The sequence below is a fragment of the Halopseudomonas litoralis genome (assembly GCF_900105005.1).
GTDB lineage: Bacteria > Pseudomonadota > Gammaproteobacteria > Pseudomonadales > Pseudomonadaceae > Halopseudomonas > Halopseudomonas litoralis.
Map to the genome: position 1 here is coordinate 1,779,549 of NZ_LT629748.1, position 14,821 is coordinate 1,794,369.

15 protein-coding genes are annotated in these 14,821 nt (G+C 58.0%); 8 read left to right on the forward strand and 7 right to left on the reverse strand.

The window, feature by feature from the left end; genetic code table 11:
- Nucleotides 1-181 precede the first annotated feature (181 nt).
- Nucleotides 182-502 (forward strand): thioredoxin family protein, encoded by a 321-nt coding sequence (locus BLU11_RS08630; protein WP_197674265.1) that lies wholly within the window; start codon nucleotides 182-184, stop codon nucleotides 500-502.
- 101 nt (nucleotides 503-603) lie between these two features.
- The gene (locus tag BLU11_RS08635; RefSeq protein ID WP_090272964.1) at nucleotides 604-1,098 is read left to right on the forward strand and encodes a PaaI family thioesterase; all 495 of its coding nucleotides are present in this window, start codon (nucleotides 604-606) and stop codon (nucleotides 1,096-1,098) included.
- 19 nt (nucleotides 1,099-1,117) lie between these two features.
- Here BLU11_RS08635 and BLU11_RS08640 read toward each other — a convergent pair whose 3' ends face one another.
- Complete coding sequence (locus BLU11_RS08640) at nucleotides 1,118-2,005, reverse strand: AEC family transporter (protein ID WP_090272965.1); 888 nt, start codon at nucleotides 2,003-2,005, stop codon at nucleotides 1,118-1,120.
- Between the two features lie 14 nt (nucleotides 2,006-2,019).
- Nucleotides 2,020-2,298 (reverse strand): ORF6N domain-containing protein, encoded by a 279-nt coding sequence (locus tag BLU11_RS08645; protein ID WP_090272966.1) that lies wholly within the window; start codon nucleotides 2,296-2,298, stop codon nucleotides 2,020-2,022.
- 200 nt (nucleotides 2,299-2,498) lie between these two features.
- Here BLU11_RS08645 and BLU11_RS08650 point away from each other — a divergent pair, with 200 nt between their 5' ends.
- Together BLU11_RS08650 and BLU11_RS08655 are read left to right on the forward strand one after the other, a co-directional pair.
- A complete protein-coding gene (locus BLU11_RS08650; protein ID WP_197674266.1) occupies nucleotides 2,499-3,218 on the forward strand; it encodes an extensin-like domain-containing protein in 720 nt (239 codons plus the stop codon).
- A gap of 100 nt (nucleotides 3,219-3,318) precedes the next feature.
- On the forward strand, nucleotides 3,319-5,814 hold the full coding sequence (locus BLU11_RS08655; RefSeq protein ID WP_090272968.1) for a heavy metal translocating P-type ATPase: 2,496 nt from the start codon (nucleotides 3,319-3,321) through the stop codon (nucleotides 5,812-5,814).
- 66 nt (nucleotides 5,815-5,880) lie between these two features.
- On the opposite strand, the gene BLU11_RS08660 is transcribed toward BLU11_RS08655, so the two are convergent.
- Nucleotides 5,881-6,789, reverse strand: coding sequence for an alpha/beta hydrolase family protein (locus tag BLU11_RS08660; RefSeq protein ID WP_090272969.1), 909 nt, complete (start codon nucleotides 6,787-6,789; stop codon nucleotides 5,881-5,883).
- Between the two features lie 399 nt (nucleotides 6,790-7,188).
- Here BLU11_RS08660 and BLU11_RS08665 point away from each other — a divergent pair, with 399 nt between their 5' ends.
- Both BLU11_RS08665 and BLU11_RS08670 read left to right on the forward strand, forming a co-directional pair.
- On the forward strand, nucleotides 7,189-8,103 hold the full coding sequence (locus tag BLU11_RS08665) for a mechanosensitive ion channel domain-containing protein (RefSeq protein WP_090272970.1): 915 nt from the start codon (nucleotides 7,189-7,191) through the stop codon (nucleotides 8,101-8,103).
- Nucleotides 8,104-8,145: 42 nt separating this feature from the next.
- Nucleotides 8,146-8,589 (forward strand): CopD family protein, encoded by a 444-nt coding sequence (locus BLU11_RS08670; RefSeq protein ID WP_090272971.1) that lies wholly within the window; start codon nucleotides 8,146-8,148, stop codon nucleotides 8,587-8,589.
- Between the two features lie 92 nt (nucleotides 8,590-8,681).
- Here the strand turns inward: BLU11_RS08670 and BLU11_RS08675 are convergent, their stop codons facing one another.
- Nucleotides 8,682-9,188 (reverse strand): hypothetical protein, encoded by a 507-nt coding sequence (locus BLU11_RS08675; RefSeq protein WP_090272972.1) that lies wholly within the window; start codon nucleotides 9,186-9,188, stop codon nucleotides 8,682-8,684.
- A 232-nt stretch (nucleotides 9,189-9,420) separates the two neighbouring features.
- Between BLU11_RS08675 and BLU11_RS08680 the strand changes: the two genes are divergently transcribed.
- Complete coding sequence (locus BLU11_RS08680) at nucleotides 9,421-11,610, forward strand: FUSC family protein (protein ID WP_090272973.1); 2,190 nt, start codon at nucleotides 9,421-9,423, stop codon at nucleotides 11,608-11,610.
- An 8-nt stretch (nucleotides 11,611-11,618) separates the two neighbouring features.
- Here BLU11_RS08680 and BLU11_RS19530 read toward each other — a convergent pair whose 3' ends face one another.
- Together BLU11_RS19530 and BLU11_RS08685 are read right to left on the reverse strand one after the other, a co-directional pair.
- Complete coding sequence (locus BLU11_RS19530; protein WP_231702293.1) at nucleotides 11,619-11,750, reverse strand: putative transporter small subunit; 132 nt, start codon at nucleotides 11,748-11,750, stop codon at nucleotides 11,619-11,621.
- Between the two features lie 59 nt (nucleotides 11,751-11,809).
- The gene (locus BLU11_RS08685; RefSeq protein WP_090272974.1) at nucleotides 11,810-13,480 is read right to left on the reverse strand and encodes a sodium:solute symporter family protein; all 1,671 of its coding nucleotides are present in this window, start codon (nucleotides 13,478-13,480) and stop codon (nucleotides 11,810-11,812) included.
- Between the two features lie 515 nt (nucleotides 13,481-13,995).
- On the opposite strand from BLU11_RS08685, the gene BLU11_RS08690 reads away from it, so the two are divergent.
- Nucleotides 13,996-14,337, forward strand: coding sequence for a zinc ribbon domain-containing protein YjdM (locus BLU11_RS08690; RefSeq protein ID WP_090272975.1), 342 nt, complete (start codon nucleotides 13,996-13,998; stop codon nucleotides 14,335-14,337).
- A gap of 9 nt (nucleotides 14,338-14,346) precedes the next feature.
- On the opposite strand, the gene BLU11_RS08695 is transcribed toward BLU11_RS08690, so the two are convergent.
- Complete coding sequence (locus BLU11_RS08695) at nucleotides 14,347-14,814, reverse strand: DUF3429 domain-containing protein (protein WP_090272976.1); 468 nt, start codon at nucleotides 14,812-14,814, stop codon at nucleotides 14,347-14,349.
- Between the last annotated feature and the right edge of the window lie 7 nt (nucleotides 14,815-14,821).

Sequence of the window (14,821 nt, forward strand, 5' to 3'; positions counted from 1 at the left end):
GTACGACGCTCTCGAATGCGTCAGAAATCTCGCAGACGACGAGCACGACGACGCACATATCTCCTGTTCCTGGAACGTCAGATCGCTGAATGGCGAGACCGCGGTGTACTGCTGGATCGTTTGCGGCGAAAGAGAAAGTAGATCACCTACGACTATCAGGTGGAGAATCAGGAATATGACCATGAACAGCTCCTACACAGATCAAGAACCACCCCGCGCAGAAATCGACATACTCAAAGGGCCCACGCTGATTGAATTTGGTACCGATTGGTGCGGCCACTGCAAAGCCGCGCAACCGCATCTTGCGTCGGCCTTTGATGAGCACCCCGATCTGCGGCATCTGAAAATTGAGGATGGTCCCGGTCGCCCCTTGGGCCGATCCTTCCGTGTAAAGCTCTGGCCAACGTTGATATTCATGCGTGATGGTGAAGAAGTCGAACGACTGGTGCGTCCCACAGATGCAGCCTCGATTCGTCAGGCCATGGCCAGAATTGACTCCTGAAAGGAGTCAGCACGCCACCGCCTGAACTTTCGGCGTATGGAAAGCCATATTGAATAAGGGCACAATACCGCTTTGATTATTCAATAAGAACAAGGCATTCCATGACAGATACCGCTCTGCAAGATCTCCTTTCACCCCACGGCGTCTGTTACGGCTGCGGTGGCGACAACCCCCATGGGCTACAGATCAAAAGCTTTTGGGATGCCGATGATGTCCATGTAATCGCCCGGCATCTGCCGGAGGCAAAGTACTGCGGTTGGCCGGATCTGGTGTATGGCGGTCTGCTCGCCATGCTGGTGGATTGTCATTCCAACTGGACGGCGATGGCCTATCATCTGCGCGCCGAGCAGGCCGATGGCAAGCAACCGACAGAGATCAATTGCGTTACCGGCGAGCTGGGTATCAAGTACATCAAGCCAACCCCGATGGGTGTGGAGTTGACGCTGCGGGCCCGGGTGGATGGTCCGCTGGGTCGCAAGAGCCGTATCATCTGTGAGATCTACGCTGGCGATGTGCTGACTGCCATAGGCGACTCGACCTTTGTGCGGGTAGATGCCGGCAAGCTCGCTGCGCAAGCCCACGCCCGCGAAATCTGACAGGAACAGCGGTGGGGTTTCACCCCGCCGCCGGCAACCACCAGATCAGCAGCAGGGGGATCAGCAGGAAGGACAACAGCGTCGAGCAGATAACCAGACTGGCGACAGTTTCCGGTGAGCGATTGGCCTTTACCGCGAACAGATAGTTGAAGACTGCCACCGGCATCGCCGACTGCAGCACCAGCACCCCTTGAGCCAGCGGTGGCAGATCCAGCGCCAGGGCTATACCCCAGCCGATGGCGGCGCCGCACAGAATACGAAAGCCCCCAAGCAACATGCCCTTCCCCACCTGTTTCGGGCGAATGCTGGCCAGCGACACCCCCAGGGTCAGCAGCATCATCGGAATGCTCATACTGCCCAGCAGATCGACGGTGTTGGCAACCCAGCGTGGTAACTGCAGGTCCAGCATCAATACCGCCAGCGCCACGCCCAAGCTGATGATGACCGGGTTGAGTAGCAATCGCCGCCAGGACTGTGCCGCGCCGGACAGCATCATGCCGACAGTGAAATGCCCCACCGACAACACCACGAAGAAAGCCACAGCCAATGCCAGCCCCGGTTCACCGAAGGCGTACAGGCTGATCGGCAAGCCCATGTTGCCGGTGTTGGGAAACATGTAGGCCGGTACCAGTACCTTGGGATCGGAGTTGATCGCCCGGCTCAATACCCAGCCGATCATCGCCATGATGACGCAGATCACCACGCAGGCCAGTGCCATCTGACCGAACACCTGCAGATCCACCTCCGCGCGACTCAAGGTCGACAGCACCAGGCAAGGCGTACTGACATTGAGCACCAGGCGGGTGACGAACTCGGTGGGATAAGGCTGGCCGGAGCGCGCCCAGCCAAAGCCGATACCGGCGACAATCAACACAGGCGCCATTACTGCGAATAGCTCGATGAGCATTCTGGATCCTTATTTCAGCGCGTCGACCGGGCGCGCATGCATTCGTAACCACGGCGGGTCAGTAGCAACAGATGCCGGGTACTGGCATAGATCTGTCCCGAGGCCTTGAGGCTGTCGATCAGCTCTGGAAATTCATCGGCTGGTAGATAGAAATAATCCACCCCCTCGCTCAGCTCAGCCTCACACGCCTTGAACCAGCGAAAGCTGGTGCCCTTGGATAGCCCATTCAGCTCGTCAAGTTGGCGCAGGCTCAATGTATCGGAGCCTGCGAAATGAATCGGATCGGGGGTCATGCAGGATTTCCGTGAGCCAGATGCCAGAACAGGCCGGCAACCATAGCAGAATTACACCCGTTCAGGGGAGCCGGAAGCCCTCGGACTCCGCGCCAGCTGTACCTGAGGTTGCCGCCGTCGCTCCGTTCGACCTGCTATCTTGGTTGGCAGGATGCGGCACCTGCCGTATTACATTGCCTAATGCTGGGAGGCCTATCCTGTTGAGTTCCACTCTCTCGCGCATCATCAAATGGCTGTTGTTTCTGGCGGTCGTCGCCGGCGCGGTGTTGACTCGACCCTGGGAGTATATTCCACCTGAGTGGCATCCCCTAGAGCCTCTCGCCATCGAGCACCCCATGACGCTGGTAACCAAATGGAAACTGGGGCGAATCAAGGATGATCCTCAGCAGTGTCTGGCCGTGCTGGAGGCGGCGCCGGAGGGAGCGATCGATTATCTGGCGCTGGAAGATTATACGCCCGTTGCCGGCTGCCCATTGACCAATGTCGTGCGAGTCAGTAATACCGGCGTGCGCTTCAGTTCCACGTTCACCATAACCTGCCCACTGGCGGTGGCCTGGGTGATGTTCGAGCGCCAGCAACTGCAGCCGCTGGCGCAACAGCATCTCGGCAGCGCCTTGATACAGGTAGATCACTTCGGCAGTTTTGCCTGCCGCAATATCTACCATCGTGAAGGCGCGCGCCGCAGTCAGCATGCCACCGCAGGTGCCTTCGATGTCGCAGCTTTTCGCTTCGAGAACGGCCAACAGGTTTCGGTTCTGAGCCATTGGGCTGATGACGAGGCGCCAGCCAAGTCGGCCTTTCTCAAGGAAACCCATGATGCAGCCTGCGGCTACTTCGGTACCGTGCTCGGCCCGGACTACAACCAGCCACACGAAAACCATTTCCACTTCGATACCAGTGGTTTCGGCTTCTGTCGCTGATGTTGTAGCGATACACTCCGGGCCTGATGGCTTGACCTTGCCATGATGGGAAGGTTTAGCCTGCATCTGTATTGAATCCATTCAGGCCAGGAGGCAAACCATGAGCGCGTCAATCACTGGCGACCCCGCCGCAACAGCGATCAGCCTGCCTATCGAAGGCATGAGCTGCGCCTCCTGCGTCGGTCGCGTGGAAGCCGCCCTTGGCAAGGTCGAGGGCGTCGGTGCGGTCGCGGTCAATCTTGCCACGGAACGGGCGAATATCCGCCTTACCCGCCAGGTTGACCGCACTGCACTGGTGCAGGCAGTCGAGAAGGCCGGCTATAGTGTGCCTGCCAGCACTATCGAGCTGACTATCGAAGGCATGACGTGCGCTTCCTGCGTCGCGCGGGTCGAGCGCGCACTCAAGGCCGTGCCGGGCGTCTTGGAAGCGAGGGTCAACCTGGCCACGGAGCGTGTCACGGTGCATGGCAGCGCCGCCGCCGATACACTGGTCGCCGCCATTAAAAACGCCGGCTATTCGGCGCAGGTCATCGACGCACTGGACGGTGATGTCAGCGAAGAAGCTACTGCGAAAAAGGACGCAGAACGCGCCACACTCAAGCGCGATCTCATCACTGCTGCCATGCTGGCATTGCCGGTGTTCGTTATTGAGATGGGCTCGCATATGGTGCCGGGGGTGCACGAGCTGATCATGCGTACCATCGGCCTGCAGTGGAGCTGGTATCTGCAGTTCATCCTGACCACCCTGGTGCTGGCCGGGCCCGGCCGGCGTTTCTACCGCACCGGTTTCCCGGCGCTGCTGCGTCTCGCGCCTGACATGAACTCATTGGTCGCGCTGGGCACCATGGCCGCCTATGCCTATTCGGTGATTGCGACATTTGCCGCCGACCTGCTGCCTGCCGGTACAGTCAACGTCTACTACGAAGCCGCAGCAGTCATTGTGGCGCTGATTCTACTCGGGCGGTTTCTCGAAGCCCGCGCCAAGGGGCGCACCTCCGAGGCCATCCAGCGGCTCGTCGGCCTGCAGGCCAGAACCGCACGGGTACGACGCGACGGCAGCACGCTGGATATAGCCGTCGGCGAAGTCGCCCCGGGTGATGTGGTCGAAGTGCGACCCGGCGAGCGTGTACCGGTCGATGGCGAGGTCGTCGAAGGGCAGAGCTATGTTGATGAATCGATGATCACCGGCGAACCCGTACCCGTCAGCAAGTCGGCTGGCAACCCGGTGGTGGGCGGCACCGTCAACCAGACCGGCGCCTTTGCTCTGCGGGCCACCGCCGTCGGCGGCCAGACCGTGCTGGCACAGATCATTCGCCTGGTCGAGCAGGCTCAGGGCTCCAAGCTGCCGATTCAGGGGCTGGTAGACAAGGTGACCATGTGGTTCGTACCCGCGGTCATGCTGGCTGCGGCACTGACCTTCGTCATCTGGCTGATTGTCGGCCCCTCCCCTGCGTTAACCTTCGCTCTGGTCAATGCTGTGGCCGTGCTGATCATTGCCTGTCCTTGCGCCATGGGCCTGGCCACGCCCACCTCGATCATGGTCGGCACCGGTCGCGGCGCGGAGTTGGGGGTGCTGTTTCGCAAGGGAGAAGCTCTGCAGCTGTTAAAAGATGCCAAGATCGTGGCCGTGGACAAGACCGGCACCTTGACCGAAGGCCGCCCCGCCCTGACCGACCTGGAAACCTCGGCCGGCTTTGAGCGCGCCCAGGTACTGGCACGGATCGCAGCCGTCGAAAGCCGCTCGGAGCACCCGATCGCCCGTGCGCTGGTGGATGCTGCCGAACAAGAAGGCCTGAGCCTGCCAACGTTGAGCAACTTCAAATCGGTCACGGGCTTCGGTGTGCGTGCCGATGTCGACGGCGCACGGGTGGAGATCGGTGCCGATCGTTACATGCGTGAACTGGGATTGAGCGTGGAGGTCTTTGCACAGACTGCGGAGCGTCTCGGTGACGAGGGTAAATCCCCCTTGTATGCCGCCATCGACGGACGCCTCGCCGCCATCGCGGCGGTCGCCGATCCGATCAAGGCAAGCACCCCCGGCGCCATTGCCGCGTTGCACGATCTGGGGCTGCAAGTTGCCATGATCACCGGCGATAACGAACGCACCGCCCAGGCCATTGCCCGCCAGCTGGGTATCGACGAGGTGGTGGCCGAAGTGTTGCCCGAGGGTAAGGTTGATGCTGTGCGCCGCCTGAAGGCCGAGCATGGCTGCCTGGCGTTTGTTGGCGACGGCATCAATGACGCGCCGGCTTTGGCTGAGGCCGATGTTGGGCTCGCGATAGGAACGGGTACCGATGTAGCGATGGAAGCAGCGGATGTGGTGTTGATGTCCGGCAACCTGAACGGTGTACCCAACGCCATAGCCCTGTCCAAGGCCACTATCGGCAACATCCGGCAGAATCTCTTCTGGGCCTTCGCCTACAACACAGCCTTGATTCCGGTTGCTGCCGGGGTGCTGTATCCGGTCTATGGCCTGCTGCTGTCACCGATCTTCGCCGCTGGAGCTATGGCGCTGTCGAGTGTCTTCGTACTCGGCAATGCGCTGCGACTGCGACGTTTCCAGGCGCCGATTGCTGCGGCCGAAACCGCAGCCTGATCAGCAAGCAGATAACAGCAAGGCCGACCTGACATTGCAGATCGGCCACCTGCTCAGGTCATTCCATCAGTACGGGCAATTGCCACGGTATTCGGAGATATTGCGGTCGGATTCATGATTCGGACCGCACAGGAACTGGCTATAGCGCGTATCGTTATCCAGGAAACGCTTCATCCAGGATACGCCCATACGGCTGAGTACATCATTGTTGAACCCGCCGCCATTGGCGCAGTAGTGCGAGCCGCCGTCAATCTCGACATAAGCCTTGTCGATGTCATTCGGCAGCTGGTTATAGAACGGCGAAGCATGACTGCGCACCGGCGCGATAAGGTCGGATTCGCAAGCGAAGATCAGCGTCGGAGCCTGTACTCCACTGGCGCGCGCGGTATCCCATGGCGCCAGCGGAATGGCTGCCTTGATACGGCCCTGGCTGGCTACGCGCAATGTGCCGCCACCGCCCATGGACCAGCCGATCACGCCCAGCCGATCGGTATCGATCATGCCATTCACCGGACTGAGGCGACTGGAGTTCTGGTCAACCAGATAATCCAAAGCATTATTGATCTGACGGGCACGGCTCCGCGGCTGGTCAAAACCCGTATTGGTATCGATGGTCATCACCACGAAGCCGTGAGACGCCAGTTTCGGCCCCCACCAGTCGATGGAAGACTCGGCAGATACAAAACCCGGAATCACCACAATGGCAGCCATGGTTCCGGAGGTGCCTGTAGGATAATGAATGGTGCCGCCCCCGAAGCCGCTGGTCAAACTCGACACGTTGCTGGTGCGCACGCTGTGAGGCCCACTAGAGGCTTCAAGGAAGGAAACCGTCGGGTCCGGACCTCGTTCGTAAGCTCCACCTGGATCGCTCGGGTCGTCGACCGGTGGGTTGGTTGCAAATGCAGAAGTGGACAGCATAAGGGCGCCTGCTGCCAGCATGGAGAGCAGCGAGCTGGGTAAGTTCTTATTGATCATTATTACTCCAGGAAAGACTTATTCAGGATTATTGTTAATTACATATAACGCGTGAAGTTGATGTCCCGGATGAGAACTGCCATCAACAGCGATGAAGTATTTGATCTGTCTCAGAGAGCGTCAACGGCCCACAAGCAAGTTCACCCACATGGGTTAAGCGAACAATGTTCTTTGTTATAAGCCTGGTGATCTTGAACTAATACCCGATATAAGGTGACAATATGCCATTATTGAAAACCACTCTTTCGAGTGAGTGGCCAAAGCATGGCCGTAACATATCAATCGACCATCAGAGGCTCCGCATTTACGTGCCTTCATGCAGGTCAATTCCTAACCGACGATTGACGATGAACCGGTGACAGCAGATCATCTCTGCCTGATTGATCGAGGATGAGATAGATGTTTGAAAATGTGGATTGGTTGCCTGACAATTTTGTCATCTCTGATGCCGTGCTGAGCCTGCTGGCCAGCTCGGCCATCCTGATAGTGACTGTCATCATCCTGCGGGCGCTGACGACACGCTTCATACAACGCACGGTGAATTCGCCGGAGCTGCGTGGCAAATGGCTGGTCAATTCGCGTAACGGATTTCTATTGCTGTTGATGCTCGGGCTGGTGATGATCTGGGGCGAGGAGCTGCGTACCCTGGCGCTGTCCATCGTTGCTATCGCCGTGGCTTTCGTGGTGGCGACCAAGGAGCTGATACTCTGCTTCACCGGCTCGATTCTCAAGAGCGGCTCGCGCTCCTTTGTACTGGGCGACCGTATCCAGATAAAGGACCTGCGCGGTGACGTGATCGACCAGAGCCTGTTGGCAACGACTATTCTCGAAGTAGGCCCCGGCAAGCACCTGCACCAACGCACCGGCCGCCGTATTGTCATCCCCAACGCGCTGTTTGTATCCGAGCCGGTGATCAATGAAAGTTTCACCACGCATTATGACTTTCATGTATTCACCGTGCCCTTCAAACGTGAAGACAACTGGCAGGCCGCGCAACAAGCACTACAGATTGCAGCCGACCATCATTGTCAGCCGTATCTGGAGCTGGTACGCCGCTATATGAGCAAGATCGGTAGCCAGCGCGGACTGGTAATGCCGTCGGTTGACCCTCGGGTAACCATCCAGGTCCCTGTCGCCGGGGAGATCCATCTCACGGTCCGGATTCCGGCCAAGGCTGGCGAGCGCAACTTCATCGAGCAGGCGATTCTCACCGAGGTGTTTTCCGAGAACGACTTTTCAGCCCCGCGCCCCGGGCGAGCCGAAGACAGGGCAGCGTCGTCCTCCAGCGAGAGTTTGAGAACCCAGGGTCGCTGAATGCCGTCGTTAAAGATTCTGTAAAGCTTCAAAGGAGCTGTCATGTACAAGTATGTCCTGGTGCTGCACATTCTGTCCGCCACGGTCTGGACCGGCGGACACCTGGTACTGGCGTTGGCATTATTGCCGAAGATCCTGCGTGAGCGGTCGGTCGCCGATCTGCTGGCCTTCGAGTCGGCTTACGAAAAATGGGGCATGTCGGCCCTGGTGATTCAGGTGCTGTCCGGACTATGGCTGGCGCATACCCTGATGCCGGATATCTCCACATGGTTTGCTGCCGACAACTTCATCACCCGGCTCATCCTGCTGAAACTGACCCTGCTGGCACTCACATTAGCCGTGGCGATGGATGCCCGACTGCGAGTGATCCCCAAGCTGTCTGCCGACACCCTGCCGACCATGGCATTGCGCATCCGCTTGATCACCCTGCTCAGCGTCGCCTTCGTCATTGTCGGAGCGACTTTCAGAACCGGCCCTTGGATGTAACCTCGAGAATGCTCCAGGATCTGAGTGAGTTCTTCCACAGGGGCTAACGCCCCTGCACCGTCCTCTGCCCATCCGATTGAGTAATTGACAGATCAGTGCTCGATCGGCTCGAAGCTCTCATCACCGAAATAGGTCGCGTAGTTGTTCAAGGCACCAACGACCTTGACTGCACCACTGGTGCGGGAATCTTCGGTGGCGCCTTCCATGGCACTGGCGCCGGCCATCAGCTGAGTAATCAGGATATGCAACTGAGCATCAGCCTCCCCTTCCAGCCCGCAGTTCTCGATCATGTAAGCCACCTGGCCATTGATTGTTGCAGCCAGACTATCGAAAGCACTGTCAGCGAAATTGCCGGTATGGATATCATCCAGTGACGCGCGCACCCTGCCGCGCAGCTTGCCCATGGCCTCACGTAACGGCTCATCGGTACCCCAAGGCTGACCGTCATTCAGATAAAGCACATGACCTTCGTTCGCATGAACTGCGTGACTGTCGTGATCATGCACATCATTGGTGCTGGTCGCCGCAACCAGAGGCGTGCTGAGGGTCAAGGCGCCCAACGCCAGGGCGAAATAGACACCGGAAGACTTGATACTCATGGTAATTCCTCGTTACTAAAGGTGTGTCTATACAAAAGCAAGTTCCATGCCGCTATATAAATCCTTATTATTCAATTAGATGCGATTAACGGGTGTTTCATACCCTCGTAGATAATGGTCTTTTGCACCCGCAAGGTATTATTAACCCCCTGGAAGTTCCGCCAGAGCTGTGTCTCTTTCACGTGCCGTCCCGTCTATGCTCGTATGATGGCTCATCAGTAGGGACGGACATATGAAAGAGAGGCTGGCGAACGCGCTGCGGGTATTATTGAGCTCCTACGTCACCACGGGGGTGTCTGCCGGTCTCGGGCTGATGCTGATTTCCGGCACCGCCTATCTGCTGCTCGGCCAGTTTGCCGCATCGGTGATGGCCGTGGGTGCCATTGTCTGTGTTCCCCCTGACCACGCCTTGCCCCGCCGCGGCAAGTTCGCCAGTCTGTTACCGGCAGCGATTCTCGGGTTGCCTTTGTTCGCCGGTGTGCAGATGCTGCAGGACCAGCCGTTGTATCTCGGGCTGTTGCTGGTGCCCGCTACCTTCTTTGCTTTTCTCGCCGGTGCCTGGGGGCAGCGCGGACTGCCAATCATCATTTCGATCATGTTCGCCATGACCTTTTCCATGGCCGTTTCGAAACAATCGAACGGCGGCAGCCTGCTGACTACCTGCCTGTATTTTGTGTCCGGATCCCTGTGTTATGTGCTGTACGCCACCGCCGCCAATGCGCTGCTCAATAGCCGTTACCGTGCCCAGCTGCTGGCTCAGTCGATGCTGGCTCTGAGCCGTCTCATGCGCATTCAGGCCGATCGCTTTGACCCTACAACCGACACGCTCCAGGCCGCCGCGTTGATGCAACAACAAGCGCTGCTGGCCGAGCAATTACAGGCTGCGCGTGACCTGCTGCTGGAGTCACCACGCACAGCTCGCCGGCAACAGCGGGCAGCAATACTGATCAACATCCTCGAAATACGTGATCACCTGTTGGCCAGCGAGTTGGATCTTGATCTGGTCAAATCCCGCCCGGAGGCGGCCTCGGTCCTGACCGAGATGCACAAGCTCCTTGACCAGATGGCTGATGAGCTGGATCGACATGCCGATGCCCTGCTGCTGAGCAGGCAACCAGCTCCACTGACCGATTGGCGTCCGGCTCTGGCGGCGCTGAATCGCATGCCCCAGACGATGGCCCGCGAGGAGGTCGGACCTACGCCGTCATTGATCATACTGTTGCGCGGACTGACCAACCGGGTAGGCAATATCAATGACGAGATTTTGCGGATCAACCGATTGGCCAGGGGCAAGGTCGAGCCGGATCTGGCTGCGGTACGCACGGCGTGGAAATTGTTTGTCAGCCCGACCAGTTGGTCGCTGCGCCCGGTGATGGTGCTATGGCGCTGGGATGCTCCGCCACTGCGCCATGCTATGCGCGCTGCGCTGGCGGTCGGGGCTGGTTACTTTCTGTCATTGGCGATGCCGTGGAGCACTCACGGCTACTGGATTCTGGTCACCATAGTGGTGGTGCTGCGCGGGAGCCTGTCGCAGACTCTGGAACGACGCAACAATCGTGTTGCCGGGACTATTCTGGGCTGTTTGCTGGCCGGGGCAATATTATCCACCCAGGCTCCGCCCCTGCTGCTGTTGGTCATAGTACCGCTCGCCCAGGCGGTCTCGCACTCCTTTGCCATCAAGCGCTATATCGTCACTGCGGTATCCGCCACCGTATTGAGCCTGGTTCAGGCGCACCTGATCAGTGCCGTGGATGCACCCATGTTCAACGTGTTGGAGCGCATCGCCGATACCTTTATCGGGGTCGGCATCGCCTGGGCTTTCAGCTATGTGCTGCCCTCCTGGGAACGCAACCAGATTCCCTCGCTGGTCAACCGCACCTTGCAGGCGCAGGCCCGGCACGCAGAGATCGCCCTGAACCTGCGCCAGTTCACAGCAGTGGACGACGAACCCGAACTGGAATGGCGGCTGGCGCGCAAAGAAGCCTATGACAGTCTGTCAGCGTTGGTGCAGGCGACACGAAGATCACTGGCCGAACCCCGTGCAGTGCGCCCCGCATTGGAGCCACTGGAAAGCCTGCTCAGTCATGGTTACCAGTTACTGGCTCAGTTGACCACGGTGAAAACCATGCTGTTGATGCGTCGGGACGAAGATCAGAGCAATATCCAGCCCACCCTGCAAGCGGCGGCCGAGGAGATCAGAAGAACACTGCAAGACGGGGCGATAGCTGCGGAAACACCGGCATTCAGCCGATTGAACTGGGGAGGACAGGAGGAGTTCAGTGACCCCTTCGTGTATGACCTGGAGCCCTGGATACTACGCCGGCTGCAGCTGGCTCAGGATCTGGCAGAAAGCATGCGCCAGGATGCCAGTGCGGCATTGCGACCCGTCGGGGAGCCTGACAGCTCCCCTGAACGAGTTTAAAGAGAGTTTTACACCATATCGCTGTTTGAGCGTTTGGCTTCGCGAAAGTCGCGCAATACCGCGTGGCCGATAAGGCCCAGCATGCCCAGGGTGATAGCGGGCCAGATCAGAACATAGGAACCCAGAATCAATGTTTGCATGATAATTCTCCTTGGTTGAAAGCTCAGCCTCCTGTTGCTGGAGACTGAGGTGATAACACTCACCGAGCGATGACGGCATCGCTGTCCGGCTGATCTTGCGCCGGCTTGTTATAGTCCCCGACGCGCTCTTTGATGAGATCGAAGTCGAAGCGCTCTTTGCTTGTCAGGCTGATACCGATACATACCAGCGTGCTGACGCCGTAGGCAGTCAACGACGCCAGCAATACGGTGAATTCGCGCAGGCTGCCAACGCCGATCCAGGCAACGACGGCACCGGCAATGAAGAAAGCGATCACCCCCATCCGCTTGCCGAAGAAACCGAAGGTCATCAGCCCGCCGACTACGCCAGCACCTACTGCGGCCAACAGCTCTACGCCAACAGCCAGCACGCCGGTCATCGGCACCAGTTCGAAACGCACCAGACAGAACACCAGCAATGCCACGATCACCGCCCAGGTGAAGGCCGCATTGGTTACGCGATTCCAGAAACAGCTGGCAATAACCGGGAACACGATGGCGCCCCAGAGTGCCCCCACGAACACCAGCATGACCAGGATATCCAGAGCGAAACTGGCAAAGATGATGCCGATTACAGTCGCGGTGATCATGGTCATGCGCCCGATCAGCAGCATTTTCTTCGGATCGGCCTTGTTCTTGGCGATGTTCTTGCCATAGACGTCCGCCATCATGATTGCCGACAGCGCCGACAAGTCGGAGTCCGCCGTGGATGACAGTGAACCTATGACCAGAATAAAGAACAATCCTATGAAGAACGGCGGCAGATAGGTGGAAACCATCTGCGGAATCAGGTTGTTCATATTGCCATTCAGCGGCTCGACACCCAGCGTCAGGGCCATCAGGCCGATCATGCCCAGACCGATAACAATCGCACCGTAGCTGATGGTAGCGGTAATGAAGGTCGGTTTGATGTGCGACTCATCCACCGCAAACAGGCGCTGGGAGATGGTCTGATTACCGATCGCATAGGCCAGCACGGCGACGAAGTAAGGCGCCCCCTGATTCAGGAAGGCCTCCTTGGAAAAGATGTTGGCCTGCTCCGCCGTCAGGTTCGACAGGTTGTCCGCCATCACTCCCGGACCACCCATGGAGAACAGCACCGCTGGAATGATGACGACAGCAATCGCCATCATGGCCATCAGCTGGGCGAAGTCGGTGAATACTGAGGCCCTGAAGCCCGAGTACAGCGTGTAGCTGAGTACGCCTGCACCCGCAATGAGAATCCCTGTCTGGAATGACAACGGCGAAAGCACCGACACCAGCGCCCCCGCGGCGGTGAGATTGACCATCAGGCTGATGACACTGCCGAGAATATTGGAGAATGCCAGGATCAACTGACTGGAGGCCCCGTGCCGGGCGTGGATAAGCTCACCCAGAGTGTGTGCATTGGGCGCCAGATCACGGAAACGACGACCGAAGGGGTAGATGAACAGAATCATCAAGGCGCCCCAGAAGCCGTAATGCAGCGGACCGGAGACACCGTAGGTATAACCCGATGTGGCGGCGGCGTAGAAAGAGGCAGCCCAGATCCAGGTTGCGGTCATACTCGCAGCACCCATTCCCAGGCCGATGCGCTGGTTGGCCACCATGAAACCGTCAGCATCGCCCTCGCTCTGCTTGATCCGGGTGGAGAGAAGATAGGTACCGCCATAGAATCCAAACAACAACAGTAATACTGTTACCGTCGAGAACTGAAACAATTCAGAATTCACTGCATAACCTCGAGACTTTCTGCGGAATGATCATCTTGTCTGATGACGGGTTACAACCGAACCACAGAAAACGAAAACAGAGTCACGCCGTTACGCGCAGAAACTGCGAGTACTCGACTTGACGACTATAAGAGACGTAAGAGGAAACAGCGGACTTGCTAATGGTAGCCTTTATAGCAGGCTTGATTGCGTATTACAGATTTCAGGCAGGAAGCTGAATCGAACTTTTTATTGGATTGGTTGAACATTGTTTATTCTCCGACGGGCACTTCTGTCCATTGAGTTGGCTGACTTTGCAAACATCTCCTGAAGCGATGCGAAAACGATCGAACAAGCTTACAGCTCTAATGGATTTTTTTCAACTGCGGAGCCGAGCCATGGCCCTGCTGCCCGCATCACACCAGCGCTGCAGGGCCGTCAAATGGACAAAAACAGATGCAGGCGCTATGATCCGAGCCCTTTCGATCAGCCTCTCACCGCCTTGGTGAGCCATAAACCTATTTAGAGGTGAGACCATGAGCGCACTGCCTGAATGCCCTTCCTGCGGTTCTGAATATACCTATGAAGATGGACCCATGTATGTGTGTCCTGAATGTGCCCATGAATGGTCGAAAGAAGGCGAAACGACGACAGCATCTGATGAGCGCGTCATCAAGGATGCCCACGGCAATATCCTTCAGGATGGCGATTCCATTACCGTGATCAAGGACCTGAAGATCAAAGGTTCCTCATCGGTAGTTAAAGTGGGCACCAAGGTAAAGAATATCCGCCTGGTTGACGGCGATCATGATATCGATTGCAGAATTGACGGTATCGGCGCAATGAAACTCAAGTCCGAGTTCGTCAAGAAAAGTTGACTCCAGAGCCTAATAGTTCCTCACCAGAGTGGCCCCCCAGGCCACTGTCATCGAGCCGATTATCACCAGACTGATCGGCTTGCGCAGGGCGGTATACCAGGCCGGTGCCAAGCCGTTTCTGACCGCCCAGTTATCCGCGATATACAGGGTCGCAAAGGCTAAGAAAAATACCGGAATGGCAAAATCGATCGGTAGGCTCAGAGCGAACCAGCCAAGCAGTGGCGGAATGACTGACAAACCCAGCTGCATCGGCGCCCGGTGACTGGACTCATCGGCACGCATCGCCAGCCCCCAATGGATGGCCCCCATGAAAGCCAGCATTATCGCCGCGAAGGACAGCAGCTCCTCCATTACCCATACGCGCCAGGCTTCAGGAGTCACCCATAGACCCAATGCCCCGGTGACAAAGGGCACCAACCCCGCCATGGCCAGCCCAACGGCGAGCTTGGGCGGATGTGAGGCATTGAACGGATGCATTGCAGCT

Coding starts and splice junctions, on each gene's coding strand:
- BLU11_RS08695 (WP_090272976.1), bottom strand. CDS start 14,814: ATGCATCCGTTCAATGCCTCACATCCGCCCAAGCTCGCCGTTGGGCTG.
- BLU11_RS08680 (WP_090272973.1), top strand. CDS start 9,421: ATGAAAGAGAGGCTGGCGAACGCGCTGCGGGTATTATTGAGCTCCTAC.
- BLU11_RS08665 (WP_090272970.1), top strand. CDS start 7,189: ATGTTTGAAAATGTGGATTGGTTGCCTGACAATTTTGTCATCTCTGAT.
- BLU11_RS08635 (WP_090272964.1), top strand. CDS start 604: ATGACAGATACCGCTCTGCAAGATCTCCTTTCACCCCACGGCGTCTGT.
- BLU11_RS08690 (WP_090272975.1), top strand. CDS start 13,996: ATGAGCGCACTGCCTGAATGCCCTTCCTGCGGTTCTGAATATACCTAT.
- BLU11_RS08655 (WP_090272968.1), top strand. CDS start 3,319: ATGAGCGCGTCAATCACTGGCGACCCCGCCGCAACAGCGATCAGCCTG.
- BLU11_RS08660 (WP_090272969.1), bottom strand. CDS start 6,789: ATGATCAATAAGAACTTACCCAGCTCGCTGCTCTCCATGCTGGCAGCA.
- BLU11_RS08645 (WP_090272966.1), bottom strand. CDS start 2,298: ATGACCCCCGATCCGATTCATTTCGCAGGCTCCGATACATTGAGCCTG.
- BLU11_RS08670 (WP_090272971.1), top strand. CDS start 8,146: ATGTACAAGTATGTCCTGGTGCTGCACATTCTGTCCGCCACGGTCTGG.
- BLU11_RS08640 (WP_090272965.1), bottom strand. CDS start 2,005: ATGCTCATCGAGCTATTCGCAGTAATGGCGCCTGTGTTGATTGTCGCC.
- BLU11_RS08675 (WP_090272972.1), bottom strand. CDS start 9,188: ATGAGTATCAAGTCTTCCGGTGTCTATTTCGCCCTGGCGTTGGGCGCC.
- BLU11_RS08630 (WP_197674265.1), top strand. CDS start 182: ATGAACAGCTCCTACACAGATCAAGAACCACCCCGCGCAGAAATCGAC.
- BLU11_RS19530 (WP_231702293.1), bottom strand. CDS start 11,750: ATGCAAACATTGATTCTGGGTTCCTATGTTCTGATCTGGCCCGCTATC.